This is a genomic window from Vannielia sp. SX4 (genome assembly GCF_052828525.1).
Map to the genome: position 1 here is coordinate 1,205,160 of NZ_CM128247.1, position 20,811 is coordinate 1,225,970.

The 20,811-nt window shown below is 67.5% G+C and carries 22 protein-coding genes; 15 read left to right on the top strand and 7 right to left on the bottom strand.

Going from position 1 to position 20,811, the window contains the following annotated elements; all coding sequences use genetic code 11:
• Positions 1–159 precede the first annotated feature (159 nt).
• On the top strand, positions 160–1,839 hold the full coding sequence (rpsA, locus tag ACUXVX_RS06075; RefSeq protein WP_222470392.1) for a 30S ribosomal protein S1: 1,680 nt from the start codon (positions 160–162) through the stop codon (positions 1,837–1,839).
• A gap of 250 nt (positions 1,840–2,089) precedes the next feature.
• Here rpsA and ACUXVX_RS06080 read toward each other — a convergent pair whose 3' ends face one another.
• Positions 2,090–2,527 (bottom strand): GNAT family N-acetyltransferase, encoded by a 438-nt coding sequence (locus ACUXVX_RS06080; RefSeq protein ID WP_446310805.1) that lies wholly within the window; start codon positions 2,525–2,527, stop codon positions 2,090–2,092.
• A 215-nt stretch (positions 2,528–2,742) separates the two neighbouring features.
• Here ACUXVX_RS06080 and ACUXVX_RS06085 point away from each other — a divergent pair, with 215 nt between their 5' ends.
• From ACUXVX_RS06085 to ACUXVX_RS06105, 5 genes are all read left to right on the top strand, one after another.
• Positions 2,743–3,960 carry an MFS transporter gene (locus ACUXVX_RS06085; RefSeq protein ID WP_446310806.1) on the top strand — a complete coding sequence of 406 codons (1,218 nt, stop codon included), beginning with the start codon at positions 2,743–2,745 and terminating at the stop codon, positions 3,958–3,960.
• 218 nt (positions 3,961–4,178) lie between these two features.
• Positions 4,179–4,460: an integration host factor subunit beta gene (gene ihfB, locus ACUXVX_RS06090; protein WP_222470389.1), complete on the top strand. Its 282-nt coding sequence runs from the start codon at positions 4,179–4,181 to the stop codon at positions 4,458–4,460.
• A gap of 9 nt (positions 4,461–4,469) precedes the next feature.
• Entirely contained in the window at positions 4,470–4,829 is a 360-nt protein-coding gene (locus tag ACUXVX_RS06095; RefSeq protein WP_261384517.1) for a LapA family protein, read from the top strand.
• Between the two features lies 1 nt (position 4,830).
• Positions 4,831–5,481 (top strand): phosphoribosylanthranilate isomerase, encoded by a 651-nt coding sequence (locus ACUXVX_RS06100; protein WP_446310807.1) that lies wholly within the window; start codon positions 4,831–4,833, stop codon positions 5,479–5,481.
• A 50-nt stretch (positions 5,482–5,531) separates the two neighbouring features.
• Complete coding sequence (locus tag ACUXVX_RS06105) at positions 5,532–5,924, top strand: N-acetyltransferase family protein (protein ID WP_446311513.1); 393 nt, start codon at positions 5,532–5,534, stop codon at positions 5,922–5,924.
• 37 nt (positions 5,925–5,961) lie between these two features.
• On the opposite strand, the gene ACUXVX_RS06110 is transcribed toward ACUXVX_RS06105, so the two are convergent.
• From ACUXVX_RS06110 to ACUXVX_RS06130, 5 genes are all read right to left on the bottom strand, one after another.
• Positions 5,962–6,627, bottom strand: coding sequence for a GntR family transcriptional regulator (locus tag ACUXVX_RS06110; RefSeq protein ID WP_446310808.1), 666 nt, complete (start codon positions 6,625–6,627; stop codon positions 5,962–5,964).
• A gap of 114 nt (positions 6,628–6,741) precedes the next feature.
• Complete coding sequence (locus ACUXVX_RS06115) at positions 6,742–8,019, bottom strand: flavin-dependent oxidoreductase (protein WP_446310809.1); 1,278 nt, start codon at positions 8,017–8,019, stop codon at positions 6,742–6,744.
• 90 nt (positions 8,020–8,109) lie between these two features.
• Complete coding sequence (locus ACUXVX_RS06120; RefSeq protein WP_446310810.1) at positions 8,110–8,592, bottom strand: hypothetical protein; 483 nt, start codon at positions 8,590–8,592, stop codon at positions 8,110–8,112.
• Positions 8,589–9,155: a permease gene (locus ACUXVX_RS06125; RefSeq protein ID WP_446310811.1), complete on the bottom strand. Its 567-nt coding sequence runs from the start codon at positions 9,153–9,155 to the stop codon at positions 8,589–8,591. Before ACUXVX_RS06125 ends, ACUXVX_RS06120 begins: the two co-directional genes overlap by 4 nt.
• 39 nt (positions 9,156–9,194) lie before the next feature.
• A complete protein-coding gene (locus ACUXVX_RS06130) occupies positions 9,195–9,728 on the bottom strand; it encodes a DUF2087 domain-containing protein (protein ID WP_446310812.1) in 534 nt (177 codons plus the stop codon).
• Positions 9,729–9,993: 265 nt separating this feature from the next.
• On the opposite strand from ACUXVX_RS06130, the gene ACUXVX_RS06135 reads away from it, so the two are divergent.
• The 7 genes from ACUXVX_RS06135 (at position 9,994) to ACUXVX_RS06165 (ending at position 18,965) form a co-directional block, all read left to right on the top strand.
• Positions 9,994–11,154, top strand: coding sequence for an ABC transporter substrate-binding protein (locus tag ACUXVX_RS06135; RefSeq protein WP_446310813.1), 1,161 nt, complete (start codon positions 9,994–9,996; stop codon positions 11,152–11,154).
• A gap of 76 nt (positions 11,155–11,230) precedes the next feature.
• Entirely contained in the window at positions 11,231–14,113 is a 2,883-nt protein-coding gene (locus ACUXVX_RS06140) for a methyl-accepting chemotaxis protein (protein ID WP_446310814.1), read from the top strand.
• Positions 14,114–14,280: 167 nt separating this feature from the next.
• On the top strand, positions 14,281–15,111 hold the full coding sequence (gene phnC, locus ACUXVX_RS06145; RefSeq protein WP_446310815.1) for a phosphonate ABC transporter ATP-binding protein: 831 nt from the start codon (positions 14,281–14,283) through the stop codon (positions 15,109–15,111).
• Positions 15,112–15,173: 62 nt separating this feature from the next.
• Positions 15,174–16,079 (top strand): phosphonate ABC transporter substrate-binding protein, encoded by a 906-nt coding sequence (gene phnD / locus ACUXVX_RS06150; protein WP_446310816.1) that lies wholly within the window; start codon positions 15,174–15,176, stop codon positions 16,077–16,079.
• A 68-nt stretch (positions 16,080–16,147) separates the two neighbouring features.
• Positions 16,148–17,020: a phosphonate ABC transporter, permease protein PhnE gene (gene phnE, locus ACUXVX_RS06155; RefSeq protein ID WP_446310817.1), complete on the top strand. Its 873-nt coding sequence runs from the start codon at positions 16,148–16,150 to the stop codon at positions 17,018–17,020.
• On the top strand, positions 17,020–18,324 hold the full coding sequence (phnE, locus tag ACUXVX_RS06160) for a phosphonate ABC transporter, permease protein PhnE (protein ID WP_446310818.1): 1,305 nt from the start codon (positions 17,020–17,022) through the stop codon (positions 18,322–18,324). The genes phnE (ACUXVX_RS06155) and phnE (ACUXVX_RS06160) overlap by 1 nt, the downstream gene beginning before the upstream one ends.
• A gap of 29 nt (positions 18,325–18,353) precedes the next feature.
• Positions 18,354–18,965: a chloramphenicol acetyltransferase gene (locus tag ACUXVX_RS06165; protein WP_446310819.1), complete on the top strand. Its 612-nt coding sequence runs from the start codon at positions 18,354–18,356 to the stop codon at positions 18,963–18,965.
• A 28-nt stretch (positions 18,966–18,993) separates the two neighbouring features.
• Here ACUXVX_RS06165 and phnF read toward each other — a convergent pair whose 3' ends face one another.
• Positions 18,994–19,713 (bottom strand): phosphonate metabolism transcriptional regulator PhnF, encoded by a 720-nt coding sequence (gene phnF, locus ACUXVX_RS06170; RefSeq protein ID WP_446310820.1) that lies wholly within the window; start codon positions 19,711–19,713, stop codon positions 18,994–18,996.
• Positions 19,714–19,815: 102 nt separating this feature from the next.
• On the opposite strand from phnF, the gene phnG reads away from it, so the two are divergent.
• Both phnG and phnH read left to right on the top strand, forming a co-directional pair.
• The gene (phnG, locus tag ACUXVX_RS06175) at positions 19,816–20,256 is read left to right on the top strand and encodes a phosphonate C-P lyase system protein PhnG (RefSeq protein WP_446310821.1); all 441 of its coding nucleotides are present in this window, start codon (positions 19,816–19,818) and stop codon (positions 20,254–20,256) included.
• Complete coding sequence (gene phnH / locus ACUXVX_RS06180) at positions 20,253–20,810, top strand: phosphonate C-P lyase system protein PhnH (RefSeq protein WP_446310822.1); 558 nt, start codon at positions 20,253–20,255, stop codon at positions 20,808–20,810. The genes phnG and phnH overlap by 4 nt, the downstream gene beginning before the upstream one ends.
• Position 20,811 lies beyond the last annotated feature (1 nt).

Genomic DNA, 20,811 nt, shown 5'->3' on the forward strand with positions numbered 1-20,811 from the left:
AGCTGCTGGCGGAGAACTCGGGCAGGGTCGGAGCCTTCCGGCCCTGTATTGTTTTTGCCCCTGTTCTTTTCCGGCAGCGCCGAACGGCATCAGACCAACCCCAAGACCGGCGGAGACAACCGCACGGCCAGAAACCACTAGTAAGGATATACACGCCACATGGCTCAGAACGCATCCATGGAGGAATTCGAAGCCCTCCTTTCCGAAAGCTTCGAGATTGACACGCCCGACGAGGGCTCTGTTGTCAAAGGCAAGGTCATCGCCATCGAGGCGGGCCAAGCCATCATCGACGTGGGCTACAAGATGGAAGGCCGCGTTGATCTGAAAGAATTCGCCAACCCCGGTGAAGCCCCCGAGCTGGCCGTTGGTGACGAGGTCGAGGTGTTCCTCGATCGCGTCGAGAACGCCCGCGGCGAGGCTTCGATCTCCCGTGACAAGGCCCGCCGTGAAGAGGCTTGGGACCGTCTGGAGAAGGCTTACGCCGACGAAGAGCGCGTCGAAGGCGCCATCTTTGGCCGCGTGAAGGGTGGCTTTACCGTCGATCTCGGCGGCGCAGTGGCCTTCCTGCCCGGCTCCCAGGTTGATGTGCGCCCCGTGCGCGATGCCGGCCCGCTGATGGGCCTCAAGCAGCCGTTCCAGATTCTGAAGATGGACCGTCGCCGTGGCAACATCGTGGTGTCGCGCCGTGCGATCCTCGAAGAGTCCCGCGCCGAGCAGCGCGCCGAGGTGATCGGCAACCTCTCCGAAGGCCAGACGGTCGACGGCGTGGTGAAGAACATCACCGAATACGGTGCCTTCGTGGACCTCGGCGGTGTCGACGGCCTGCTGCACGTGACCGACATGGCCTGGCGCCGTGTGAACCACCCCTCCGAGATCCTCTCGATCGGCGAGACGATCAAGGTGCAGGTCATCAAGATCAACAAAGAGACTCACCGCATCAGCCTCGGCATGAAGCAGCTGCAGGACGATCCGTGGGATACCGTGGAAGCCAAGTTCCCGCTGGATTCGGTGCACACCGGCCGCGTGACCAACATCACCGACTACGGTGCGTTCGTCGAGCTGGAGCCGGGCGTCGAGGGCCTTGTTCACGTGTCCGAAATGTCCTGGACCAAGAAGAACGTGCACCCCGGCAAGATCGTCTCCACCTCTCAGGAAGTGGAAGTCATGGTGCTGGAGATCGATAGCGCCAAGCGCCGTGTGTCGCTGGGCCTCAAGCAGACCATGCGCAACCCGTGGGAGGTCTTCTCCGAGACCCATCCCGAGGGCACCGAGGTCGAGGGCGAGGTCAAGAACATCACCGAGTTCGGTCTGTTCATCGGCCTGCCCGGCGACATCGACGGCATGGTTCACCTCTCCGACATCAGCTGGGACGAGCGTGGCGAGGATGCGATCCAGTCGTACCGCAAGGGCGATGTGGTCAAGGCCGTTGTCACCGAGACCGACGTGGACAAGGAGCGCATCTCGCTCTCCATCAAGGCGCTGGGCGGTGACAAGTTCGCCGAGGCCGTTGGTGGCGTGAAGCGTGGCGACATCATCACCGTGGAAGTGACCGCGATCGAGGATGGTGGCGTTGAGGTGGAGTACGAGGGCATGAAGTCCTTCATCCGCCGTTCCGACCTCAGCCGCGACCGTGCCGAGCAGCGCCCCGAGCGCTTTGGCGTGGGCGACAAGGTAGATGTGCGCGTGACCAACGTGGATAGCAAGACCCGCCGTCTGGGCCTGTCGATCAAGGCACGCGAGATCGCCGAGGAGAAGGAAGCCGTGGAGCAGTATGGCTCGTCGGACTCCGGTGCCTCGCTGGGCGACATCCTGGGCGCCGCGCTGAACAAGGACGACTGATCCTTCAGCCGGGCGTAAAGCCTGAAAGAATTGGGGCCTCCGCTGCTGGCGGGGGCCCTTTTTTGTTGGGCCGGTCTTGTGTTGGACCGGGTGCGGGGGCGGCGCTCCCACCCGCCCACCCCGCGCAGATTGGCACCGTGATGGCCGACTGTCGGGCGGTGCACGGGTGGCAAGGTCGGGTTGGAGTATTTTCAGCAAGAAAATGCAGGAGGGTGGCGCCCACCCGATGGGCAGGCGCCACTGGGGGCAGTCAGCCCGGGGAGCGCAGGCGGATGACTGGCTGGTCGAAGCGCGGGTCGTGCCGCTCGGATACCTCTGTGAAGCCATAGAGGGCGTAGAAGCGGCGGCCGATCTCGTTGCGGGTGAAGACATCGAGTTCGAGTGTGCCCTTGCGGCGGAGCGCGTCGTCCATCAGCGCCCTGCCGTGGCCCTGACCGCGGTGGCCTGGGTCCATGAAGAAGCCGCCGACCTCGGTGGGCGTGCCGGGGATGAGCGCGATGAAGCCGCGTGGCCCGTCGCCGTCATCCCAGACATGGGTTTCAGCATTGGGCAGGTAGAGGCTGCGCACCTCTTCTGCGGCCTTGAGGATGAACTCTTCGCCCAGAAAGCCATGCGCGAGGCGGCTGGCTTGGGTGAAGATGCGCACGATGGCGTCGTCGTCGACGCCGGGAGAGTAGGGTCGTATCAATGGATTGATCCCGTGATTTTGGGTGTCATGGAGGCACAGGGCCAGCGGCCGCCGGGAGGGCGGGCTGCGCGTGGGCGGGTGCCCGGGGTGGCACCTCAGCGGGGTGCCGACAGAACCATCAGTGCATCAAATCTCCATTGATGGGGGCTGTGTAGCGGCGCGGCGGGTTTGCGGCAAGGCTTGCGGCTCGGGCAGTTTCATGGCTGGCTGGCGCCATGCTTCTGGCCCGCAACCGAAATTTCCGCCTGCTGTTTTCTGCCACCTCGGTTTCGAACCTCGGAGACGGGGTCTCGGCACTGGCGGTGCCGTGGCTGGCGACGCTGCTGACCCGCGACCCGCTGCTGATCGCGCTGGTGCCCTTCGCGGGCTCGCTGCCGTGGATGCTGTTTGCGATCCCGGCGGGGGCGGTGGTGGACCGGTCGGACCGGCGGGCGCTGATGGTGCGGGCCGATGTGCTCCGGGTGCTGCTGACGATGGGAATCGTGGCGCTGGCGCTGAGGATGCCCGAGGGCGGCGGCGCCTTGCCGGTGATGGCGCTGGCGGGGCTGGCGTTTTTGCTCGGCAGCGCGGAGGTGGTGCGGGACAACGCGGCGCAGACCTTTTTACCTGCCGTGGTGGAGCCGGGCGATCTGGAGGCGGCGAACGGGCAACTCTGGAGTGCCGAGCAGGTGGCCGGGCATTTCGTGGGGCCGCCGCTGGCAGGGCTGCTCATTGCCTGGGCGGTGCCTGCGCCATTTTTGCTCGATGCGGTGACATTCGCGCTGGCCGCTTGGCTCGTGTGGGCGATCTCTGTGCCGCGGCGGGTGGCGCCGGTGCGGCGGCGATTCTGGGAGGAGTTGGGGGAGGGCTGGCGCTGGCTGCGCGGGCAGGCGCTGCTCTTCCGGCTGGCGGTGATGCTGGGGCTGATCAATTTTGTCCACATGGCGTCTCTCACGGTGCTGGTGCTCTTCAGCCAAGAGATTCTCGGGCTGTCGGCGGCGGGACATGGGGTGCTGCTGGCGGTGGGCGCGGGCGGGGCTGTGCTGGGCGGAGTGCTCGGGCCGCGAGTCAGCGCGCGCTTCGGGGCGACGGCCACGGTGCGGCTGGCGCTTTGCCTGATGCCGCTACCGTTTTTCATGCTCGGGCTTGGCGCCTCGCCGCTGCTGGCCGGGCTGGCGCTGGTGCTGGAGGCGGTGGCCGCGATGCTGTGGAACATCGTCACGGTGAGCTGGCGGCAGCGGATCATTCCCGATGCGCTGCTGGGCCGGGTGAACGCGCTCTACCGGTTCTTTGGCTGGGGCATGATGCCGCTGGGCGCGCTTGCGGGCGGGGCGCTGGTGGCGCTCGCCGAGCCGGGGCTGGGCCGCGAAATGGCGCTGCGGATGCCCTATGTTCTGGGCGGCGCGGGTATGCTGGCGCTGGCGCTCTACGGCATCGCACGGCTGCGATTTTAGCCGCCTCCGATTCGGGCAATGCTGCATTGCGGCACGTGTGCGCGGGTCATGCTGCGCCGCCAAAGCCTTGGTTTTTCAGGCGGAAAATGGAGCATGGGCGCGGAAAAGACGTGAATTGACGCAATCGCCCCGTTTCGGATGCTGAAATTTGTGCCTATAGTCGGGGCAGAAGCCAGACATGGAATCGTGGCCGAAAAAGCGTCCTTTAGGGGGGAAGCATGATCCGATCGGAATTGATTCAGAAAGTCGCTGACGAGAATCCGCATCTCTATCAGCGTGACGTCGAGCGGATCGTGAACACCATCTTCGAAGAGATCATTGGCGCGATGGCCAGCGGCGACCGTGTGGAGCTTCGGGGCTTCGGGGCGTTCTCGGTCAAGAAACGCGATGCCCGCGTGGGCCGCAATCCGCGCACCGGAGAGGCGGTGGACGTGGAAGAGAAGCATGTGCCCTTCTTCAAGACCGGCAAGCTCTTGCGCGACCGGCTGAACGGCAAGTAATCTGCCCGCATGATCCGTTATCTTCGCTGGGGCTTTCTGGCCCTCCTCGCCATTGTTCTCATCACCCTTGCGCTGGCCAACCGTGAGCCGGTGACGCTGAAGCTGTTGCCCGGCGAATTGGCCGATCTGCTTGGGCTGCCCTATCAGATCACGCTGCCACTCTTCGTCTCGCTCTTTGCGATGATCGCGCTGGGCATCCTGATCGGCTTTGTCTGGGAGTGGTTCCGCGAGCACAAGCACCGGGCCGAGGCGGCGCGGCAGGCGAAGGAAGCGCGGCGGGCCAAGAAGGAGCTCGACGCGGTGAAGCGGGAGACCGGGCAGGAGCAGGACGAGGTTCTGGCGCTGCTGGACGACCGCAAGGCGGGCTGAGATGGCTGACATCCGGGTAAAGATCTGCGGGCTGAAGCGCCCGGAGGACATGGCTGCCGTGGCGGAAGCCGGGGCGGCCTATGTGGGGTTGAACTTTTTCGAGCCGAGTCCGCGCTACGTGAGCCCGACGCAGGCGCGTGATCTGGCGCTGCTGGCGCCCGAGGGGCTGGCGAAGGTCGGCCTCGTGGTGGATGCGGGTGACGCGCTGCTCGACGAGATCGTGGGCGCGGTGCCGCTGGATATCATCCAGCTTCATGGCAAGGAGAGCGCCGAGCGGGTGCAGCAGGTGCGCGACCGCTACGGCTTGCCTGTGATGAAGGCGGTGGGCGTGGCCACGGAGGCCGACTTGCCGCTGCTGGACGATTATGGCCGCGTGGCCGACATGCTGCTTGTGGACGCCAAGCCTGCGCCGGGCGACGAATTGCCGGGCGGGAACGGGTTGCCGTTTGACTGGCGGCTCATTGCCGGGCGGCGCTGGCCGGTGCCGTGGATGCTGGCGGGCGGGCTGCATGCGGGCAACGTGGCCGAGGCGGTGGCCCGAACGGGCGCGCGGCAGGTGGATCTCTCTTCTGGCGTGGAGCGCGAGAAGGGGGTGAAGGATGCGGGCCTGATCCGCGCCTTCATGGAGGCTGTCGCCGGGGTGCCTGCGTGAGCGTGAGCTTCCGCGAGGCGCGGCGCGAGGATGTGCCGGCCGTGGTGGCGATGCTGGCGGATGACATGCTCGGGCAGGGCCGCGAGAAGGCCGATCTTACAGTTTATTATGCCGCGTTCGATGCGATGGCCGCTGAGGGTGGCAACCTCCTGATCGTGGGCGAAGAGAGCGGGGAGGTGGTGGCGACCTACCAGCTCACCGTCATCTCGGGCCTCTCGCTGGCAGCGGCCCGGCGGGCGCAGGTGGAGAGCGTGCGGGTGGCGAGCCGGATGCGCGGGCAGGGCGTGGGGCAACAGATGTTTGCCGATGTCGAGGCGCGCGCGAAGGCGGCGGGGTGCAGCCTTGTGCAGCTGACGATGAACGCGAGCCGGGTGGACAGCCACAGATTTTACGAGGGGCTGGGGTTTGAGGCCAGCCACGTGGGGTTCAAGAAATATCTGTGAGGCGTGTGGTTTGCGGTGTGTCGGGACGAGTCCCGACCTACGCGGGCAGCACTTTCAGCACGGCTTGAGTGGTACGGTCGATGTGGTCCTTCGACAGGCGGATCGCCTCGGGGGCCTGCCGGGCGAGGGCGGCCTCCATGATGGCGGCGTGCTCGGCCTGAAGGTCGCGGGCCGGGTCGGGGTTGGTAAGTGAGATCCGGCGGTAGCGCTCGTGCTGGTAGTAGATCAGGCTGCGCAGGCGCTTGAGCCACGGGCTGTCGCAGGCGGCGACAAGGGCCTCGTGGAAAGTGCGGTTCTTGTCTTCCCAGCTGTCGGAGCCTTCGGAGGGATCGCTCTTGCGGCGGGTGTCGGCCTTGCTCAGGGCGTAATAGGCGGCGACGATCCCGGCCTCCCATGCATCATCCCCGGCCTCGATGGCGCGGTGCAGCGCCTCGCTCTCCAGCTCGCAGCGGACGCGGGAGATGTCGCGCAACTCGTCGGCGGAGACGGGCGCGACGGAGAAGCCGCGCTGGGGCTCGAACAGCACCAGAAACTCGGAGGTCAGCTTGGAGAGCGCCTCGCGTAGCGGGCTGGCACCGATGCCGTATGTCTCGGAGAGCTGGGCGATGCGGAGGCGGGATCCGGGGGCGAGGCGGCCGGAGACGATATCGCCGCGCAGCATGGCATGGGCGCGGTCTGAGAGGGTTTCCTGAGCGATGTTCATCGGGCGGCCTGTGCTTTTGTGCGACGCTAGCAGCGCTGAGTTGAGCGATCAACGATGGAGCCGGGCAACATCGCGCAAAGGCGGATTGTCGATAATTGGCGGCGGCGGGGCCGATCAGGCAAGTCGGGCGCCGGGGGCGATGGTGGGCGGCGCGGCGTTGAGCGCGTCGCGGGCGAAGCCGGCGGCGGATTGGTAGCGGGCCATGAACTCGGCGCGCTCGGCAGGCGGGATAACCGCGTCGATCTCGTCGAAGGTGCCGCCGCAGCGATCGTTCACCATGTTCAGCAGGCCGAAGGGGCCGGCACCGCGGTTGCGCAGGATCACCTCGGAGATCGGGCCGCAGAGCTTGGCGTTGTAGGCGTCGAGGGCCTCTGGCGTGACGCCGTGGGCCAGTATCGCCGCGCTGATCTCGCGGGCATCGACCACCGCCTGGCTCGCGCCGTTGGAGCCGGTGGGATACATCGCGTGGGCGGCATCGCCCATCAGCGCCACCGGGCCATCGACCCATGTGTCGACCGGGTCACGGTCGATCATCGGGTTCTCGAATGCTGTGTCGGCGCCCGAGATCAGGGCGGGCACATCGAGCCAGTCATAGCGCCAGTCTTCGAAGTGGTGGATGAAGTCGGAGATCGGGGCGGGGCGGAACCAGCCGGATTTGCGCGCCTCGGCCTCGTCGAAGGTGACCTCGGCGATCCAGTTTATGAGGGCGAGTCCGGTCTGCGGGTCGGGGTGGGAGATCGGGTAGATCACCATGCGCTGGCGGTGGGTGCCCAGCCCGATGAAAGAGGAGCCGGTGCGGATGGGCTTGGCCAGCGTGGTGCCGCGCCACATCAATGCGCCGCCCCAGTGGATCGGCGGCTGGCCGGGGTGCATTTGCGCGCGCACGGCGGAGTGGATGCCATCGGCGCCGATGAGCAGGGTTCCGTCGGCCTCGGAGGTCGTGTTGTCGGTGTGCTCGACATGGGCGGTCACGCCGCTCGCAGTCTTGCTGTAGCCGGTGATGCGGCTGCCGAGGCGCAGGGCCTCGGGGCCTGCCCGCTCGATCAGCGTGTTGGCCAGCAGCATGTGGAGCTGCCCGCGATGGGCGGCGTATTGCGGCCATTTGTACCCGGCATCCAGCCCGCGCGGCTCGGCGTAGATTTCCTTGCCGTTCAGCCCGACGAGCGCCCATTCACGGGCAGGCAGGCCGACGGTATCGAGCTGCTCCGCGCCGATGCCGAGATCGTAGAGTTCTCGCACCGCATTGGGTTGCAGGTTGATCCCCACGCCGAGCGGCTTCAGCTCGCGGGTGCTCTCGAAGACGGTGCAGGGCACGCCGATCTGGTGCAGCGTCAGCGCCGTGGCCAGCCCGCCGATGCCGCCGCCTGCGATCAGAACGTGGGGATGTGTCATGCGCGTGGTCTCCTCCCGAGGTCGCGCGGTTTTAGCAGGTGGGCCGGGGTGAGCAAGGCGCGGCGGGCCGGGGTGGCCGGTGGCGGACGGCTAGAACAGGCTCGCCACTGCGCCAACAATGAGGGGGATGGGCAGCGAGATGGCCAGCCGCAGCGCCATGGTGCGGCCACCCATGAACGGCAGCTCGTAGGCCAGCAGCTTGGTCAGCGAGAAGAGGCTCCACGAGGTGACATAGGTGAGCGCCGCGGCGGGGGTTGCGCCGAGTTTCAGCGCGGCGGCGGCCAGCGCGAAGCTGACGAAGGCGCCGCCGGGTGTGACCGGGCCGAGCAGGGTGGCCAGCAGCAGTGCGGTGAGGCCCGCTCCCGCGCCGAAGAGAGCGCGGATCTGGTCGGCGGGCATCAGCTCGGCCAGCAGGGCCGCGCCGATCATGGCGGTGAAGAGCCGGGGCAGGGTGAAGGCCGCGAGGTTGGCCGCGCCGGTGAGGGCGGCGCGGCGGCTCGATGGCGTGGCCAGCTTGTGCCAGGTCAGCGCGGCGAGGGCGAAGAGCAGGACGGTGCCGATGACGATGTTCATGGCCCGGCTCTCCTACGCCGCAGGGTCAGCGCGCGCGCGGCCAGACCCACCGCCAACGGTGCGGGCAGGCAGAGCGCGATGCGAAGGGCGACGAGGTGCCAGTCGAGAAAGGAGAGCTCCCAGATCAGGGTACGGTTCAGCGACAGCAGCGACCAGCCGGTGACGAAGGCCAGCGTTGCGCCGATGTCGGCCCCGGCGGCAAAGAGTGCTGCGGCGAGCGGAAAGGTCATGCCCGGCCCGCCGGGCAGAAGCGCACCGGCGGCGGAGGCGAGCAGCAGTCCGCGCCAGCCGCTCTCTTGCCCGATCAGGGCCGAGACCTTCTCACGCGGAAGCAGCAGCGGGATGGCCGCGGCCACGAAGAGGCCCGCACCGACCTTGGGCAGAAGCACGGCGATGAAGCCGAGCGCCCCGAGGGCGGTGGCGAGCGCATGGGCGCCGCCATATTTGGCGGTGACCAGCGCGGCGGCCAGCAGGGTGACGGCGAGCAGCACGATGAACCCGCCGTCGATGATCTTGCGGCGGGGCGGAGGGCTATCGGTGCTGGTGTGAGGCGCGCTGCTCATTGGCCCCGTTGTCGGCCCTGCCGCGCCGCGCTGCAACCGCTAACCGGGTTTCGCCCGCGCCGAGAGCCGCGCGATCAGCGCTAGTGCCTCGGGCGGCGGTGCGGTTTCGGCGCGGCGGTAGTCGCTGCCGTCGGGGTTGCGGGTGAGCAGGCCCATCCCGATCAGCGAGCGCCGCAGGATCGCGGCATCGTCGAATAGGTGGGCCTTGTTCAGCGCCCCGTTCACCTCGCGCTCGTGCAGGGTGATCGCGGCGGGCAGGCGGGCCCAGAGCGCCCAGAGGCAAAGCTCCTGCACCGCGCGGCGGGCGGGCCATTGGCGTAGGCGGGCGGCGTCATCCCATTGGGCAAGGGCACGCTCCACGCGGGCGTGATCGGCGGGCGGCTCGGGCGGGGCGTCGAGCCGGGCGCGGGCGGTGTTGGCGGCGGTCAGGTGCTGGTAGTTCCGGAAGCCCGACGCGCGGGCCAGCATGTTGAGCAGGCTCTGGTGGCCAGGGGGCGGGTCCAGCTGGCGGGAAAGGGCGCGGGCAAAGGCAGAGAGGTCCGGCACGGTGAGCGGAACGGGGGTTTTGGGCATGACATATCCTCGGGCGCGCCGGGTTGCTGTCGGTGGTCGCCGGCTTCCGACGCGGCGCTGGGGATGTCAGGCACGCGAAGATCAGAGGCTGCTTTCAGCTTGCCCCAGAGGGCACGGCGACGCCTGGGCAGCAGCCTGCCCTGCCAGAGGGGTAGCGCGGCGCGGCGGCAAAGGCAATCCGCGCGGATTTTAGGCGCCGGTGAACCCTTCCTTAAGGTGGCGGGTGTTACGGGGGCGGAGAAATCATCCAGCCATGGAGACAGAGATGAGAGCCTTCCGCAGATTCGCCGCGCCGCTGGCTGCCCTCCTCCTCGCCAGCCCGCTCGCAGCCGCCGACGGGGTCGAGGCCGATGCCGTGACCTTTGCTCAGGTGGCCGCGCTCGAGGGCCCCGCCGCCGCACTGGGGCAGGGCATGCGGGCGGGGATCACCGCCGCCTTCGAGGAGGCGAACCGGGCGGGCGGCGTGCATGGCCGCAAGGTTATGCTGGAGGCCTTCGATGATGGCTACGAGCCGGATCGGTCGGTCGCCCATGTGCTCCATGTGATCGAGGGGCGTGCCCACATCGGCTTCATCGGCTCGGTCGGCACCCCAACGGCGCTGGCGACCCAGCCCGAGGCGACGGCGGCGGGCATGCCCTATGTCGGCCCCTTCACGGGCGCGGGATTTTTGCGGGCGCCGGAGCTGACCAACGTGGTGAACGTGCGGGCCACCTATGGCGCCGAGACCGAGGCCTGGATCGCCCATCTGGTGGACGAGCTGGGCATGAAGAACATCGCGATCCTCTATCAGGATGACGGGTTTGGCCGGGTCGGCCTGGATGGCGTGACCGCCGCGCTGGAGAAGCGCGGGATGAGCCTTGCCGCCACCGGCAAATACACGCGCAACACGGTGGCGGTGAAGTCGGCGCTGCTCGACATCCGCAAGGCCAAGCCGGATGCGGTGGTGATGGTGGGGGCCTACAAGCCGATTGCCGAGTTCATCCGACTGTCGAAGACGCTGAAGTTCGAGCCGACCTTCGTGAACATCTCCTTCGTTGGCTCCGAGGCGCTGGCCGGGGAGTTGGGCGATGCGGGCGAGGGGGTGATCATCAGCCAGGTGGTGCCCTTCCCGTGGGATGCCTCGTTGCCCATCGTGGCGGAGTATCAGGCGGCGATAACGGCGATGGACCCGGCGGCGCACCCCGGCTTCGTCACGCTCGAAGGCTACCTGACCGGCCGCGTTGCGCTGCGGGCGCTGGAGGCCGCCGGCCCCGACCTGACCCGCGAGCGCTTTCTGGCGGCCCTGAACGGCCTTGGCACCTTCGATCTCGGCGGCCTCGCCTTCACCTACGGCGCGGGGGACAACCAAGGGCTCGATACGGTGTTCCTGACCCGGATCACGGCGGACGGCGGCTTTGAAACGGTCGTGAGCGGCGGCGGCTCGTAACGCCACCGGCATTCAACTGGGCGGGGTCGTGCGCCTCGCCCGCCCCCCATCCCTTGCCCAGCAGCGGAGACACAGCGTGACCCGTATCAACTCCATCTTCGGCAGCATCGCTGCCAAATTCGCGATCATCCTCGTGGCGCTGGGCGCGATGACGACCGCGGCCATCGTGATCGGCCTGCTGGTCTTCGGCGCGCTCTCGGACGGGCTGGAGGCCTTCATCGAAGAGAACCTGCCGGGCATCGAGGCCAGTGTGGATGTGACCGCGCGGACCGGCGAAGTGCAGGGTGCGCTGACCGACGTACTTCTGGCGCAGGACCCCGAGGCGCTGAAGGCCGCAGGGGTGGATTTGAGTGATGGCGTGGTGGCGCTGAAGACCGCGGCCCGCACCTTGCCGGTCGCCGCGCGGGACGAGATCGAGCCGCTGCTTGCCGAGCTGGATGTGGCCAATGCGGCGATGGTGCGCGCGCTGGAGCGGCGCTTTGCCGAGCAGGCGCGGGTGACCTCGCTGATCACCGCCTTCGTCCGCCTGTCCGATCAGGCCAATGGGGCGCTGGTGAGCATGGCCGACGATGCCTATTTTGAGCTGCAGATCGGCGGCGAGGAGACGGTGGAAACGGTCACCACCACCCTCGGCGGCCTTGTCGAGCGCGAGTTTGCGCAGATGGTGGCGCTTATGGAGGTGCGCGGCGAGATCAACCTGCTGACCGGGCTGACGCTGGTGCTGGCGGACGAGCCGGACATGTTCATCGAGGCGATCCTCGGGGATCTGGCCAGTTCGAGCCTTGGCCAGCTCGACGCGGCGCTTGCCAAACTGCCGCCGGACGCCGTGGATGCAGAGCAGATGGGCCAGATCCGCGAGGTGGTGGCCTTCTTCCGGGAGCGGCAGGATTTGAAGGACTACGCCGCGCCCAACCTGAGGCAGGATGTTCTCGGGCGTCGGCAATCCAGCGCGGCGGCGGTGAACAGCGCCATCGATGACATGAGCTTTGCCCTCGCCATCCGCGCGCAGGAGGCGGCCAACGGCAATGAGGCGGCGATCCGTCATCTGATGGACGTGCAGGTCAACCGCATGCGGCTCTCTGGCGAGATTGGCATCGCGATCAAAGCGGTGCTGGCGCAGGCGCTTCTTGGGGTGGCCTCGCAGGATCCCGGCACGGCTGCGGGCGCGCAGGCCACGGTTGATGGCGCGCTGCAGCATCTGGACGACCTGCTCGAAGGGTTCGACCTGCCCGAACAGCTTGTGCCCATTCTTGACGAGATGCATCGGATCGTCTCGCCCGAAGACGGCGTTGTGCGTGCCCGCCGCAGCATGCTGGAGAGCCAGATCGCCGCCGCGCAGCGCTCGGCGGTGTCCGGCAAGGCGATTGCGCGCATTTCCGAGGCGGCCCGCCTCAATGCGAGCCGCGCGGTGACCGAAGTGGTCGGCGGGAGCGAGGCGATTCTGGGCCGGACGGATCGTGCCCGCAGCCAGTTTCAGCAGATCGCGATCGCCGGCCTCGTTCTGCTGCTCATCGCGCCGGTGGTGACATGGGCCCTCATCCTCCGCCCGATGGCGCGGGTGACGGCGGCGACCGAGCGGCTCTCACGCGGCGACCTGTCGCCGGTGGAGGGCTTCGAGCGGACCCGCGGCGAGATCGGCCGGATGGCGGGCGCCTTGAAGGTGTTCCGCGACGGGATGATCGAGCGTGAGGAGATGCAGGCCGCCGAGCGCGAGCGCGAGGCACGCGATTTGGAGCGTCAGCGCAAGGAAGAGGCGGAGAAGCAGGTCCGTGAGGCCGAGGCTCGCGAGGCCGAGCGCCGCCGTGAGGCGGAGGAACGCGCGCGCGAGGCTGCCGAGGCGGAGGAGCGCGAGAAGATACGCGCGGCGGCGGAGGAAGAGCGCCAGGCCCGCGCCGCCGAGCAGCAAGAGGTCGTCGACCGCCTTGCTGCTGCGCTCGACCAGCTTGCCGCCGGCGACCTGACCGTGGCGATCGACACCGAATTCGTAGGCACTTACGAGAGCCTGCGCCAGAACTTCAACGCCGCGGTGGCAACGCTGGAAGACCTCATCACAGCGCTGGCCGGTAGCGCGGGCACGGTCCGGACCACCTCGCAGGATATCAGCGCGGCCGCGAAAGACCTGGCCCGCCGGACCGAGAGCAGTGCCGCGACCCTCGAGCAGACTTCTGCCGCGGTGACGGAACTGAGCGAGAGCGCCGGCTCGACCGCCGAGCGCGCGAAGGAGGCGGACCGGATCATGCAGGTGACCCGCGAGAACGCGGTGACCAGCCAGGGCACGGTGCGCAATGCGGTTGAGACCATGACCGAGGTGGAGGCCTCCTCGGCGGCGATTTCCAAGATCGTCGACCTGATCGACGACATTGCCTTTCAGACCAACCTGCTGGCCCTCAATGCGGGCGTCGAGGCGGCGCGCGCGGGCGAGCAAGGCCGGGGGTTTGCCGTGGTCGCGATGGAAGTTCGCTCACTGGCGCATCGGTCCTCCGATGCCGCCAAGGAGATCAACGATCTCATCAATTCCACCCGCGACCGGATCACCCGGGGGGTGTCGCAGGTGGGCGAGGCGGGCGATGCGCTGGATGGCATCCTCGAACTGGTCAGCTCGGTCTCGGAGCAGATCACGGCGATTGCCGGGGCGGCCAACGAGCAGTCTTCGGGCGTGCGCGAGATCAGCCTCGCCGTGGCCCAGCTTGACCGGGCCACGCAGGATAACGCGGCGATGTTCGAGCAATCCGCTGCCTCCAGCCAATTGCTGACCGAGGAAGCCAGAACGCTGTTCGACCTCTCCGCGCGGTTCCGCACGCGCGACACCGCCGCGCCGGAAGGCGCGGCCAACGAGAGCCGCGCGGCCGCAAGCCGCGCCACGGCGCCGGAGGCGCCTCTGCCCCAAGCCGCCGTAGGCGGCGATGAGGAACTCGGCGAAGCCGAGGCTCAGGCCGTGCCATTCGCGCGGAGCGCCTGAGCAGAGGGCCCTGAAAGGGACCGATGCGGGGTGATACCTTCGCCGACCTACACTTCCCGAAAGGCCTCGGCAGAGGCCGCGTTGTCATGAAAGTTTGACCCAAACGTCACAGATCCTTTGTGGCGCCCCTGCTAGCTGCCCCCGAAAAAACCGGGGGACCGCTCTGCATGCTCGTCATCGACAAGCTGACCAAGCGCTTTGGCGCAAACACGGCCGTAAGTGCCGCCAGCTTCACCGTGGACCAGCCGATGATGATCGGCATCATTGGCCGGTCGGGCGCAGGCAAGTCGACGCTGCTGCGGATGCTCAACCGGCTGACAGATGCCTCCGAAGGCGCGATTCGCTTCGAGGGGCGCGATGTGCTGGGGCTCAGCGGCGCGGCCCGCCGGGGGTGGCAGGCGGATTGCGCGATGATCTTCCAGCAGTTCAACCTTGTGCCGCGGATGGACGTTGTCTCGAACGTGCTGCACGGCACGCTTGGCCGCCGCTCGACGCTGTCCACCTTCTTCAACCTCTACCCACGCGACGACATCCACCGCGCAATCGATATCCTCGACCGGCTCGGCATCTCCGAGCAAGCCCCCAAGCGGGCCGAGGCGCTGAGCGGCGGGCAGCAGCAGCGGGTGGCCATCGCCCGTGCCCTGATGCAGGACCCCAAGATCATCCTCGCCGATGAACCCATCGCCTCGCTCGACCCGATGAATGCGCAGGTGGTGATGCAATCGCTGCGCCGCATCCACGAGGAAGACGGCCGCACCGTGATCGCCAATCTCCACACGCTCGATACCGCGCGGCGCTACTGCGACCGGGTGATTGGGATGCGCGACGGGCGGATCGTGTTCGATGGCACACCCGAGTTGCTGACCACCGGCATGGCGCGCGAGATCTATGGCGCCGACGCCAGCTTCAGCGAAGAGGCGACCTCGACCGAGATCCGTGACCACGACCCGCAAGCCGCGATGCGCGGGGCGATGACGCGCCCGCCCGTGCGCGCCTGAGTTTCCAACCCGCCCCGGCAAACCCAAGGGGCACAAAGACCAAACCGGAAAGAGAGAGACAGATGAAACACCTGATTGCTGCCGCCCTGGCCACGACCGCGCTCGCAGGCGCCGCCACCGCCCAGGACATCACCGAATTCAACATCGGCATCCTCGGCGGAGAAAACGCCCAGGACCGCCTGAACAACCATGAATGCCTGAAGAACTACACCGAAGAGGCGCTCGGCGTGCCGGTGAAGCTGTTTGCCCCGGCCGACTACAACGGCGTGATGCAGGGCCTGCTCGGCGGCACCATCGACATGGCCTGGCTCGGCGCCTCCGCCTATGCCGGCATCCACCTGCAAGACGCAGACGCCGTGACCCCGGTGCTGGTGAAGATCAACCTCGACGGCTCCTACGGCTACCACTCCATCGGTTTTGCCCGCAAAGACAGCGGCATCACCTCGCTGGCCGATATGCAGGGCAAGACCTTTGGCTTTGGCGACCCCAACTCCACCTCGGGCTACCTGATCCCCTCTGTCGAGATCCCCACCGCCGGTGAGGGCATCACCATGGAGAGCGGCGCGTATTTCGGTGAGGTCAAATTCACCGGCGGCCACGAGCAGACCATCGTTGCGGTGAACAACGGGGACATCGACGCCGGCGTGACCTGGGCCGACGGCCAGGGCGAGTGGGAAGACGGCTTCAACTCCGGTGCGCTGCGCAAGGCGGTGGACGCGGGCCTGATCGACATGAACGAGCTGGTCGAGATCTGGCGCTCCAAGCCGATCCCGGAAGGCCCGATCGTGCTGCGCACCGCGCTGCCCGACGAGGTGAAGGTGAAGATGACCGCGCTGGTTGATGGCCTCTACGACGTGGATCAGGAGTGCACCTACAACATCTCCGCTGGCGAGAGCCTCGGCTTCGACCCGATCGACCATGCCGCCTATGAGTCGATCGTCGCCGCCCGTCAGGCGAAGAGCAACTAAGCGGCCCCGCCGCAAAAAGGCCCCGCCCCACGAAAGGGCGGGGCCACCTCTTTTTTCAAGGCAGCTCCATGGCAGATATCTCGCAGCATGGCCCGCAGGGGCTGGAGGCCACCCGCGCGCATTACCTGGCGCTGGTGCAGAAGCGACGCCTCTATGGCGGGATCACGCTGGCGATCTTCGTGCTGTTGCTCGTGTCGGGCTTCATGCTCGCAGATGAGCGCAATGCGGGCGGGTTCTGGAACGGGCTGCCGCAAATCCTCGACTTTCCCGCCGATGTGGTGGCCGACACGATTCCGCGGCTGCACCTGCTGCCCGAGCATATCGCCCGCTATTTTCCGGCGCTGATCGAGACCATCAACATTGCCGCCGTCTCGACCCTGCTGGGCGCGGTTGCGGCAATGGTGTTTTCGCTCCTCGCCACGCGCGGTCTTGCCCGCTGGCCCCGCGCCATTCCGCTGTTTCGCCGCGCCATGGATATCATGCGGGCGGTGCCCGAGATCGTGATTGCGCTGATGCTGATCTTTGTGCTCGGCGGCGGGCCGGTGCCGGCGATGATCGCCATTGCCTTTCACACCGCCGGGGCGCTGGGCAAGCTGTTCTCGGAGGTGGCGGAGAATGCCGACCTCAAGCCGGTGGAGGGCCTTTCCTCTGTCGGGGCCACCTGGACCCAGCGCATGTGGCTGGGGGTGATTCCGCAGGTGGCGCCCAATTGGCTGAGCTACGGCCTGCTGCGCTTCGAGATCAACATCCGCGCCAGCGCTATCCTCGGCTTTGTCGGGGCGGGGGGCATTGGCTACGAGCTGAAGAACGCCATGAGCTGGGGGCAGGGCAAGTTCGATGAAGCGGCGGCGATCTTCATCCTGCTGTTTCTCACCATCGTCCTGTTCGACCAGCTCTCCAGCATGGCCCGCCACAAACTCGCAGGCCCGGGAGCGCACTGATGGACCTTGCCGCACGATACGCCGAGGCCGAGACGGCCATCTCCCGCAAGAAGCTGCTGGCCTTCGCGGTGCCGGGGCTGATCCTGCTTTACTTCATCTACATCTTCTTTGCTTTCGACGTGCCGGGCCTGATCGACCGGGCTCGCCCCGAGAACGCGCAGATCCTTCTGCGGGACACGTGGAGCTACAAGACCCATGTGACCCGCGACAACCGCAATGGCGAGCTGAACTACGCCGTGGAGGGCGAGCGCAAAGGGGCCTACCCGGAGGGCGAGCGGCCCGATTGGGTGAGCGGCAGCGGCGAGACCACGGTGATCGACCTTGGCCGGGGCCGGGTGGCGACATTTCTGCCCGGCAATGCGGTGGAGCTGGTGATCCCGGGCGAGCGGACCATCGAGGCGCGGCTGGACGGGCGGCGGGTGGTGACGAACCTCAGCGAGCCTTACCCCGATTACGTGTCTGCCTCGAACTCTCGGCTTCAGGTGACGCTGCCGGGCGCACGGCTGACCTTTACCCGGTCGCGCAGCGAGACCTACCGCTATTTCACCGGCTGGGAGCTGTTCTTCTTCACGCTGGACAGCCCGTATCATGGGCATGGCCTGGGCAGCATCTTGTTTGGTGCGCAGATCGACCCGGAGCGGGGCAATATTGCCGGGGCGTGGCATGACTTCTGGCAAAACCCGATGTGGATGCATTCGGCAGTGGCTTGGGCGATGTTCGAGACCGTGCTGATGGCGTTCCTCGGCACCTTCGGCGCGGCGATCATCTCGCTGCCCATCGCTTTCATGGCGGCCAAGAACTTTGCGCCCTTTGCCGCCGTCCGCTTTGCCTTCCGCCGGGTGTTCGACTTCTTGCGCGGGGTGGACGGGCTGATCTGGACGATCGTGCTGAGCCGCGCCTTCGGGCCGGGGCCGCTGACCGGCAGCCTCGCCATTTTGCTCACCGACACCGGCAGTTTCGGCAAGATGTTCTCGGAAGCGCTGGAGAACGTGGACAAGAAGCAGATCGAAGGGGTGGCCAGCACCGGTGCGGCGCGGCTGCATCGCTATCGCTTTGGCGTGATCCCGCAGGTGGCGCCGGTTCTGCTGAGCCAGGTGCTTTATTATCTGGAGTCCAATACGCGCAGCGCCACGATCATCGGGGCGATCACCGGCGGCGGGATCGGGCTGCTGCTGACGCAGGCGATGATCACCCAGAAGGACTGGGAAGAGGTCACCTATTACATCGTGCTCGTGGTGCTGATGGTGATGCTGATGGACTGCCTCTCGGGCTGGCTCCGCCGGCGGTTGATCAAGGGCGAATGAGGGCGCTGGGCCTCGCGCAAGGGTTTGCCATGAAACTCTCTGATCATGAGCCGGTCATCGAGGCGGAGTGCGATATCGAGGGCTCCACGTTTGGCCGCTTCTGCGAGGTGAAGCGGGGCAGCCGGGTGGCGTGGTCGGCCTTTGGCGATTACGCCTATTGCGACCGGTATTGCGACATTGCCAATGCGAGCGTGGGCAAGTTCTCCAATATCGCCAGCTTCGTGCGGATCGGCGCGACGGATCACCCGCTGGATCGGGCCTCGTTGCACCACTTCATGTATCGCTCGGCGGCGCTCTGGGAGGATGCGGAAGATGATGCCGCGTGGTTCGCCGCCCGCCGGGCGCGGCGCACGGTGATCGGGCATGACACGTGGATCGGCCACGGCGCGATGGTGAAGCCCGAGGTGACGGTGGGACACGGCGCGGTGGTCGCGGCGGGCGCGATCGTGACGAAGGATGTTGGCCCCTATGAGATCGTCGCAGGCAACCCGGCGCGGCTTTTGCGGCGGCGCCAGCCGGAGGCGGTGGTCGAGCGGCTCATCGCGCTGGCGTGGTGGGACTGGTCGCATGACGCGATCCGGGCGGCGCTGGAGGATTTTCGCGGGCTGAGTGCCGAGGCGTTCCTGGAGAAATACGAGTAGCGCTTGGGGTGCGCCATGAATGCGCACCCTACGGGGCATCCTCATGGTTGACCGTCAGCACGACGCGGTCGCCGGCGAACCATGTTTCACCGTGTTCCACCGGGTTGCCATCGAGATCTCGGTTGAGGCCAGTGGTCTTGAGCAGCGGATCGCCTTCGCGCACGGCGAGGTGCAGGGCCTGTGTGGCGCTGGCGCGCTCGGCGGTGAGGCGGGTTTCGGCGCGGATGTAATCCGACAGGCCTTCGAGCCGGAGCGCCTCGGTGACGGAGCTGGTCTCCTCCAGCCGCGCGGCGAGTCCGGGGAAACGGGCGGCGGGGAAGGTCGAGGTGAAATGGGCGATGGGGCTGCCGGAGGACAGGGAAAGGCCCTCGTAGACCACCACCTGCGCATCGGGCGCGAGGCGGAGCGAGGTGGCCTCGGCCTCGGTCGGCGGGCGGGTTTCGACCCGGAGCACGCGCTTTTCGGGCAAGCGGCCAGAGGCGCGGATGTTCTGGTGAAAGCGCACACGGCGGCCGATGGGATACTCGGTGGGCGGTGCCTCGACGAAGACGCCCGAGCCACGCCGCGAGCGCACCACCCCGGCCTCGGCCAGAGCGGCCAGCGCGTGGCGCACGGTGTGGCGGTTCACCCCGAAACGGGCGGCGAGCGCGGCCTCGGTCGGCAGCTTGTCACCGGCGCGGTAGAGACCTTGGGCGATTTCGCCTTCGAGGGTGGCGGCGATGGATTTCCAGACGGGTGTGCGGGCCATTTGTTACCGAAGTTTCATGAAGGCGCACTGGACGCGGAGGGCGACTCAGGCGTATTATTTGTCTAGTTGTATAGATTCCTAGACAAATCGGCAAGTTGTCTCATGAGCGAAGAGCGCAAGACATGGATGGGCACCCTGGCCACCGCGAAACCGGCGGCGCTGGAGGCGGCTGTAGACACTCTGGGCGCGTTGCCCGGCTTCAGCTGGCTGCGCCGACCGGAGGTGGGCGGGGTGATGGTGCCGGGCCGGATGGGCGGCACGGGCGCGGCCTTCAACCTTGGTGAGATCACTGTCACCCGCTGCGCGCTGAAGCTGGAAAGCGGCGAGGTGGGGCATGCCTATGTGCAAGGCCGCGACAAGGCCCATGCCGAACGGGCGGCGCTCTGCGATGCGCTGATGCAGACGGGGCGGGCGGACGATGTCAGGCGCCTCGTGCTGACCCCGCTGGCTGCGGCCCGGGCGGAGGCGCGGAAGGCCCGCGCGGCCCGGGCGGCGGCCACGAAGGTGGAGTTCTTCACGATGGTCAGGGGAGAGGACGCATGATTGCGCTCGAGGGCGGCTTTGCGGATGTGCCGGTGGAGGCCAGCCGCGCCTTTCGCGCGGTGCTGGAGGCCATGGCCCGGCCCGGACGGATTGAGGCGGTGACCGGCGCGCAGGCACCGGGCCTCTCGGTGGCCGCCTCGGTAGTGGCGCTGACGCTGATCGACGGCACGACCCCGGTGTTTTTGGCCGAGGACGTTGACAGCCCGGCGCTGCGGCAGTGGCTGGCCTTTCATACTGGCGCGCCGGTGGTGGCGCGCGGCGCGGCCATGTTTGCGCTTGGCGGCTGGGCGGCGCTGGGGCCTCTCGGGGCCTTTGCGCAGGGCACGCCGGAGTACCCCGACCGCTCGGCCACGCTGATCGTGGAGGTGGAGCGGCTGGAGAACGCGAGCGCAAGGCTCACCGGGCCGGGGATCGAGCGCGAGGCGTGGTTGAACCTGCCGGAGGTGGAGGCTTTCGCCGCAAATCGGGCGCAGTTTCCGCTTGGGGTGGATTTCATCTTCTGCGCGGGCGACCGGCTGGCCGGCCTGCCGCGCAGCACGCGGGTGGAGGGCTAGG

Bases quoted from the DNA above. Each gene is read 5' to 3' on its own strand.
- ACUXVX_RS06135 (WP_446310813.1), top strand. From the start codon at position 9,994: ATGAGAGCCTTCCGCAGATTCGCCGCGCCGCTGGCTGCCCTCCTCCTC.
- ihfB (WP_222470389.1), top strand. From the start codon at position 4,179: ATGATCCGATCGGAATTGATTCAGAAAGTCGCTGACGAGAATCCGCAT.
- phnG (WP_446310821.1), top strand. From the start codon at position 19,816: ATGAGCGAAGAGCGCAAGACATGGATGGGCACCCTGGCCACCGCGAAA.
- ACUXVX_RS06120 (WP_446310810.1), bottom strand. From the start codon at position 8,592: ATGAACATCGTCATCGGCACCGTCCTGCTCTTCGCCCTCGCCGCGCTG.
- ACUXVX_RS06100 (WP_446310807.1), top strand. From the start codon at position 4,831: ATGGCTGACATCCGGGTAAAGATCTGCGGGCTGAAGCGCCCGGAGGAC.
- ACUXVX_RS06095 (WP_261384517.1), top strand. From the start codon at position 4,470: ATGATCCGTTATCTTCGCTGGGGCTTTCTGGCCCTCCTCGCCATTGTT.
- phnF (WP_446310820.1), bottom strand. From the start codon at position 19,713: ATGGCCCGCACACCCGTCTGGAAATCCATCGCCGCCACCCTCGAAGGC.
- ACUXVX_RS06115 (WP_446310809.1), bottom strand. From the start codon at position 8,019: ATGACACATCCCCACGTTCTGATCGCAGGCGGCGGCATCGGCGGGCTG.
- ACUXVX_RS06110 (WP_446310808.1), bottom strand. From the start codon at position 6,627: ATGAACATCGCTCAGGAAACCCTCTCAGACCGCGCCCATGCCATGCTG.
- phnC (WP_446310815.1), top strand. From the start codon at position 14,281: ATGCTCGTCATCGACAAGCTGACCAAGCGCTTTGGCGCAAACACGGCC.
- ACUXVX_RS06085 (WP_446310806.1), top strand. From the start codon at position 2,743: ATGCTTCTGGCCCGCAACCGAAATTTCCGCCTGCTGTTTTCTGCCACC.
- phnE (WP_446310817.1), top strand. From the start codon at position 16,148: ATGGCAGATATCTCGCAGCATGGCCCGCAGGGGCTGGAGGCCACCCGC.
- ACUXVX_RS06105 (WP_446311513.1), top strand. From the start codon at position 5,532: ATGCTGGCGGATGACATGCTCGGGCAGGGCCGCGAGAAGGCCGATCTT.
- phnD (WP_446310816.1), top strand. From the start codon at position 15,174: ATGAAACACCTGATTGCTGCCGCCCTGGCCACGACCGCGCTCGCAGGC.
- rpsA (WP_222470392.1), top strand. From the start codon at position 160: ATGGCTCAGAACGCATCCATGGAGGAATTCGAAGCCCTCCTTTCCGAA.
- phnE (WP_446310818.1), top strand. From the start codon at position 17,020: ATGGACCTTGCCGCACGATACGCCGAGGCCGAGACGGCCATCTCCCGC.
- ACUXVX_RS06125 (WP_446310811.1), bottom strand. From the start codon at position 9,155: ATGAGCAGCGCGCCTCACACCAGCACCGATAGCCCTCCGCCCCGCCGC.
- ACUXVX_RS06165 (WP_446310819.1), top strand. From the start codon at position 18,354: ATGAAACTCTCTGATCATGAGCCGGTCATCGAGGCGGAGTGCGATATC.
- phnH (WP_446310822.1), top strand. From the start codon at position 20,253: ATGATTGCGCTCGAGGGCGGCTTTGCGGATGTGCCGGTGGAGGCCAGC.
- ACUXVX_RS06130 (WP_446310812.1), bottom strand. From the start codon at position 9,728: ATGCCCAAAACCCCCGTTCCGCTCACCGTGCCGGACCTCTCTGCCTTT.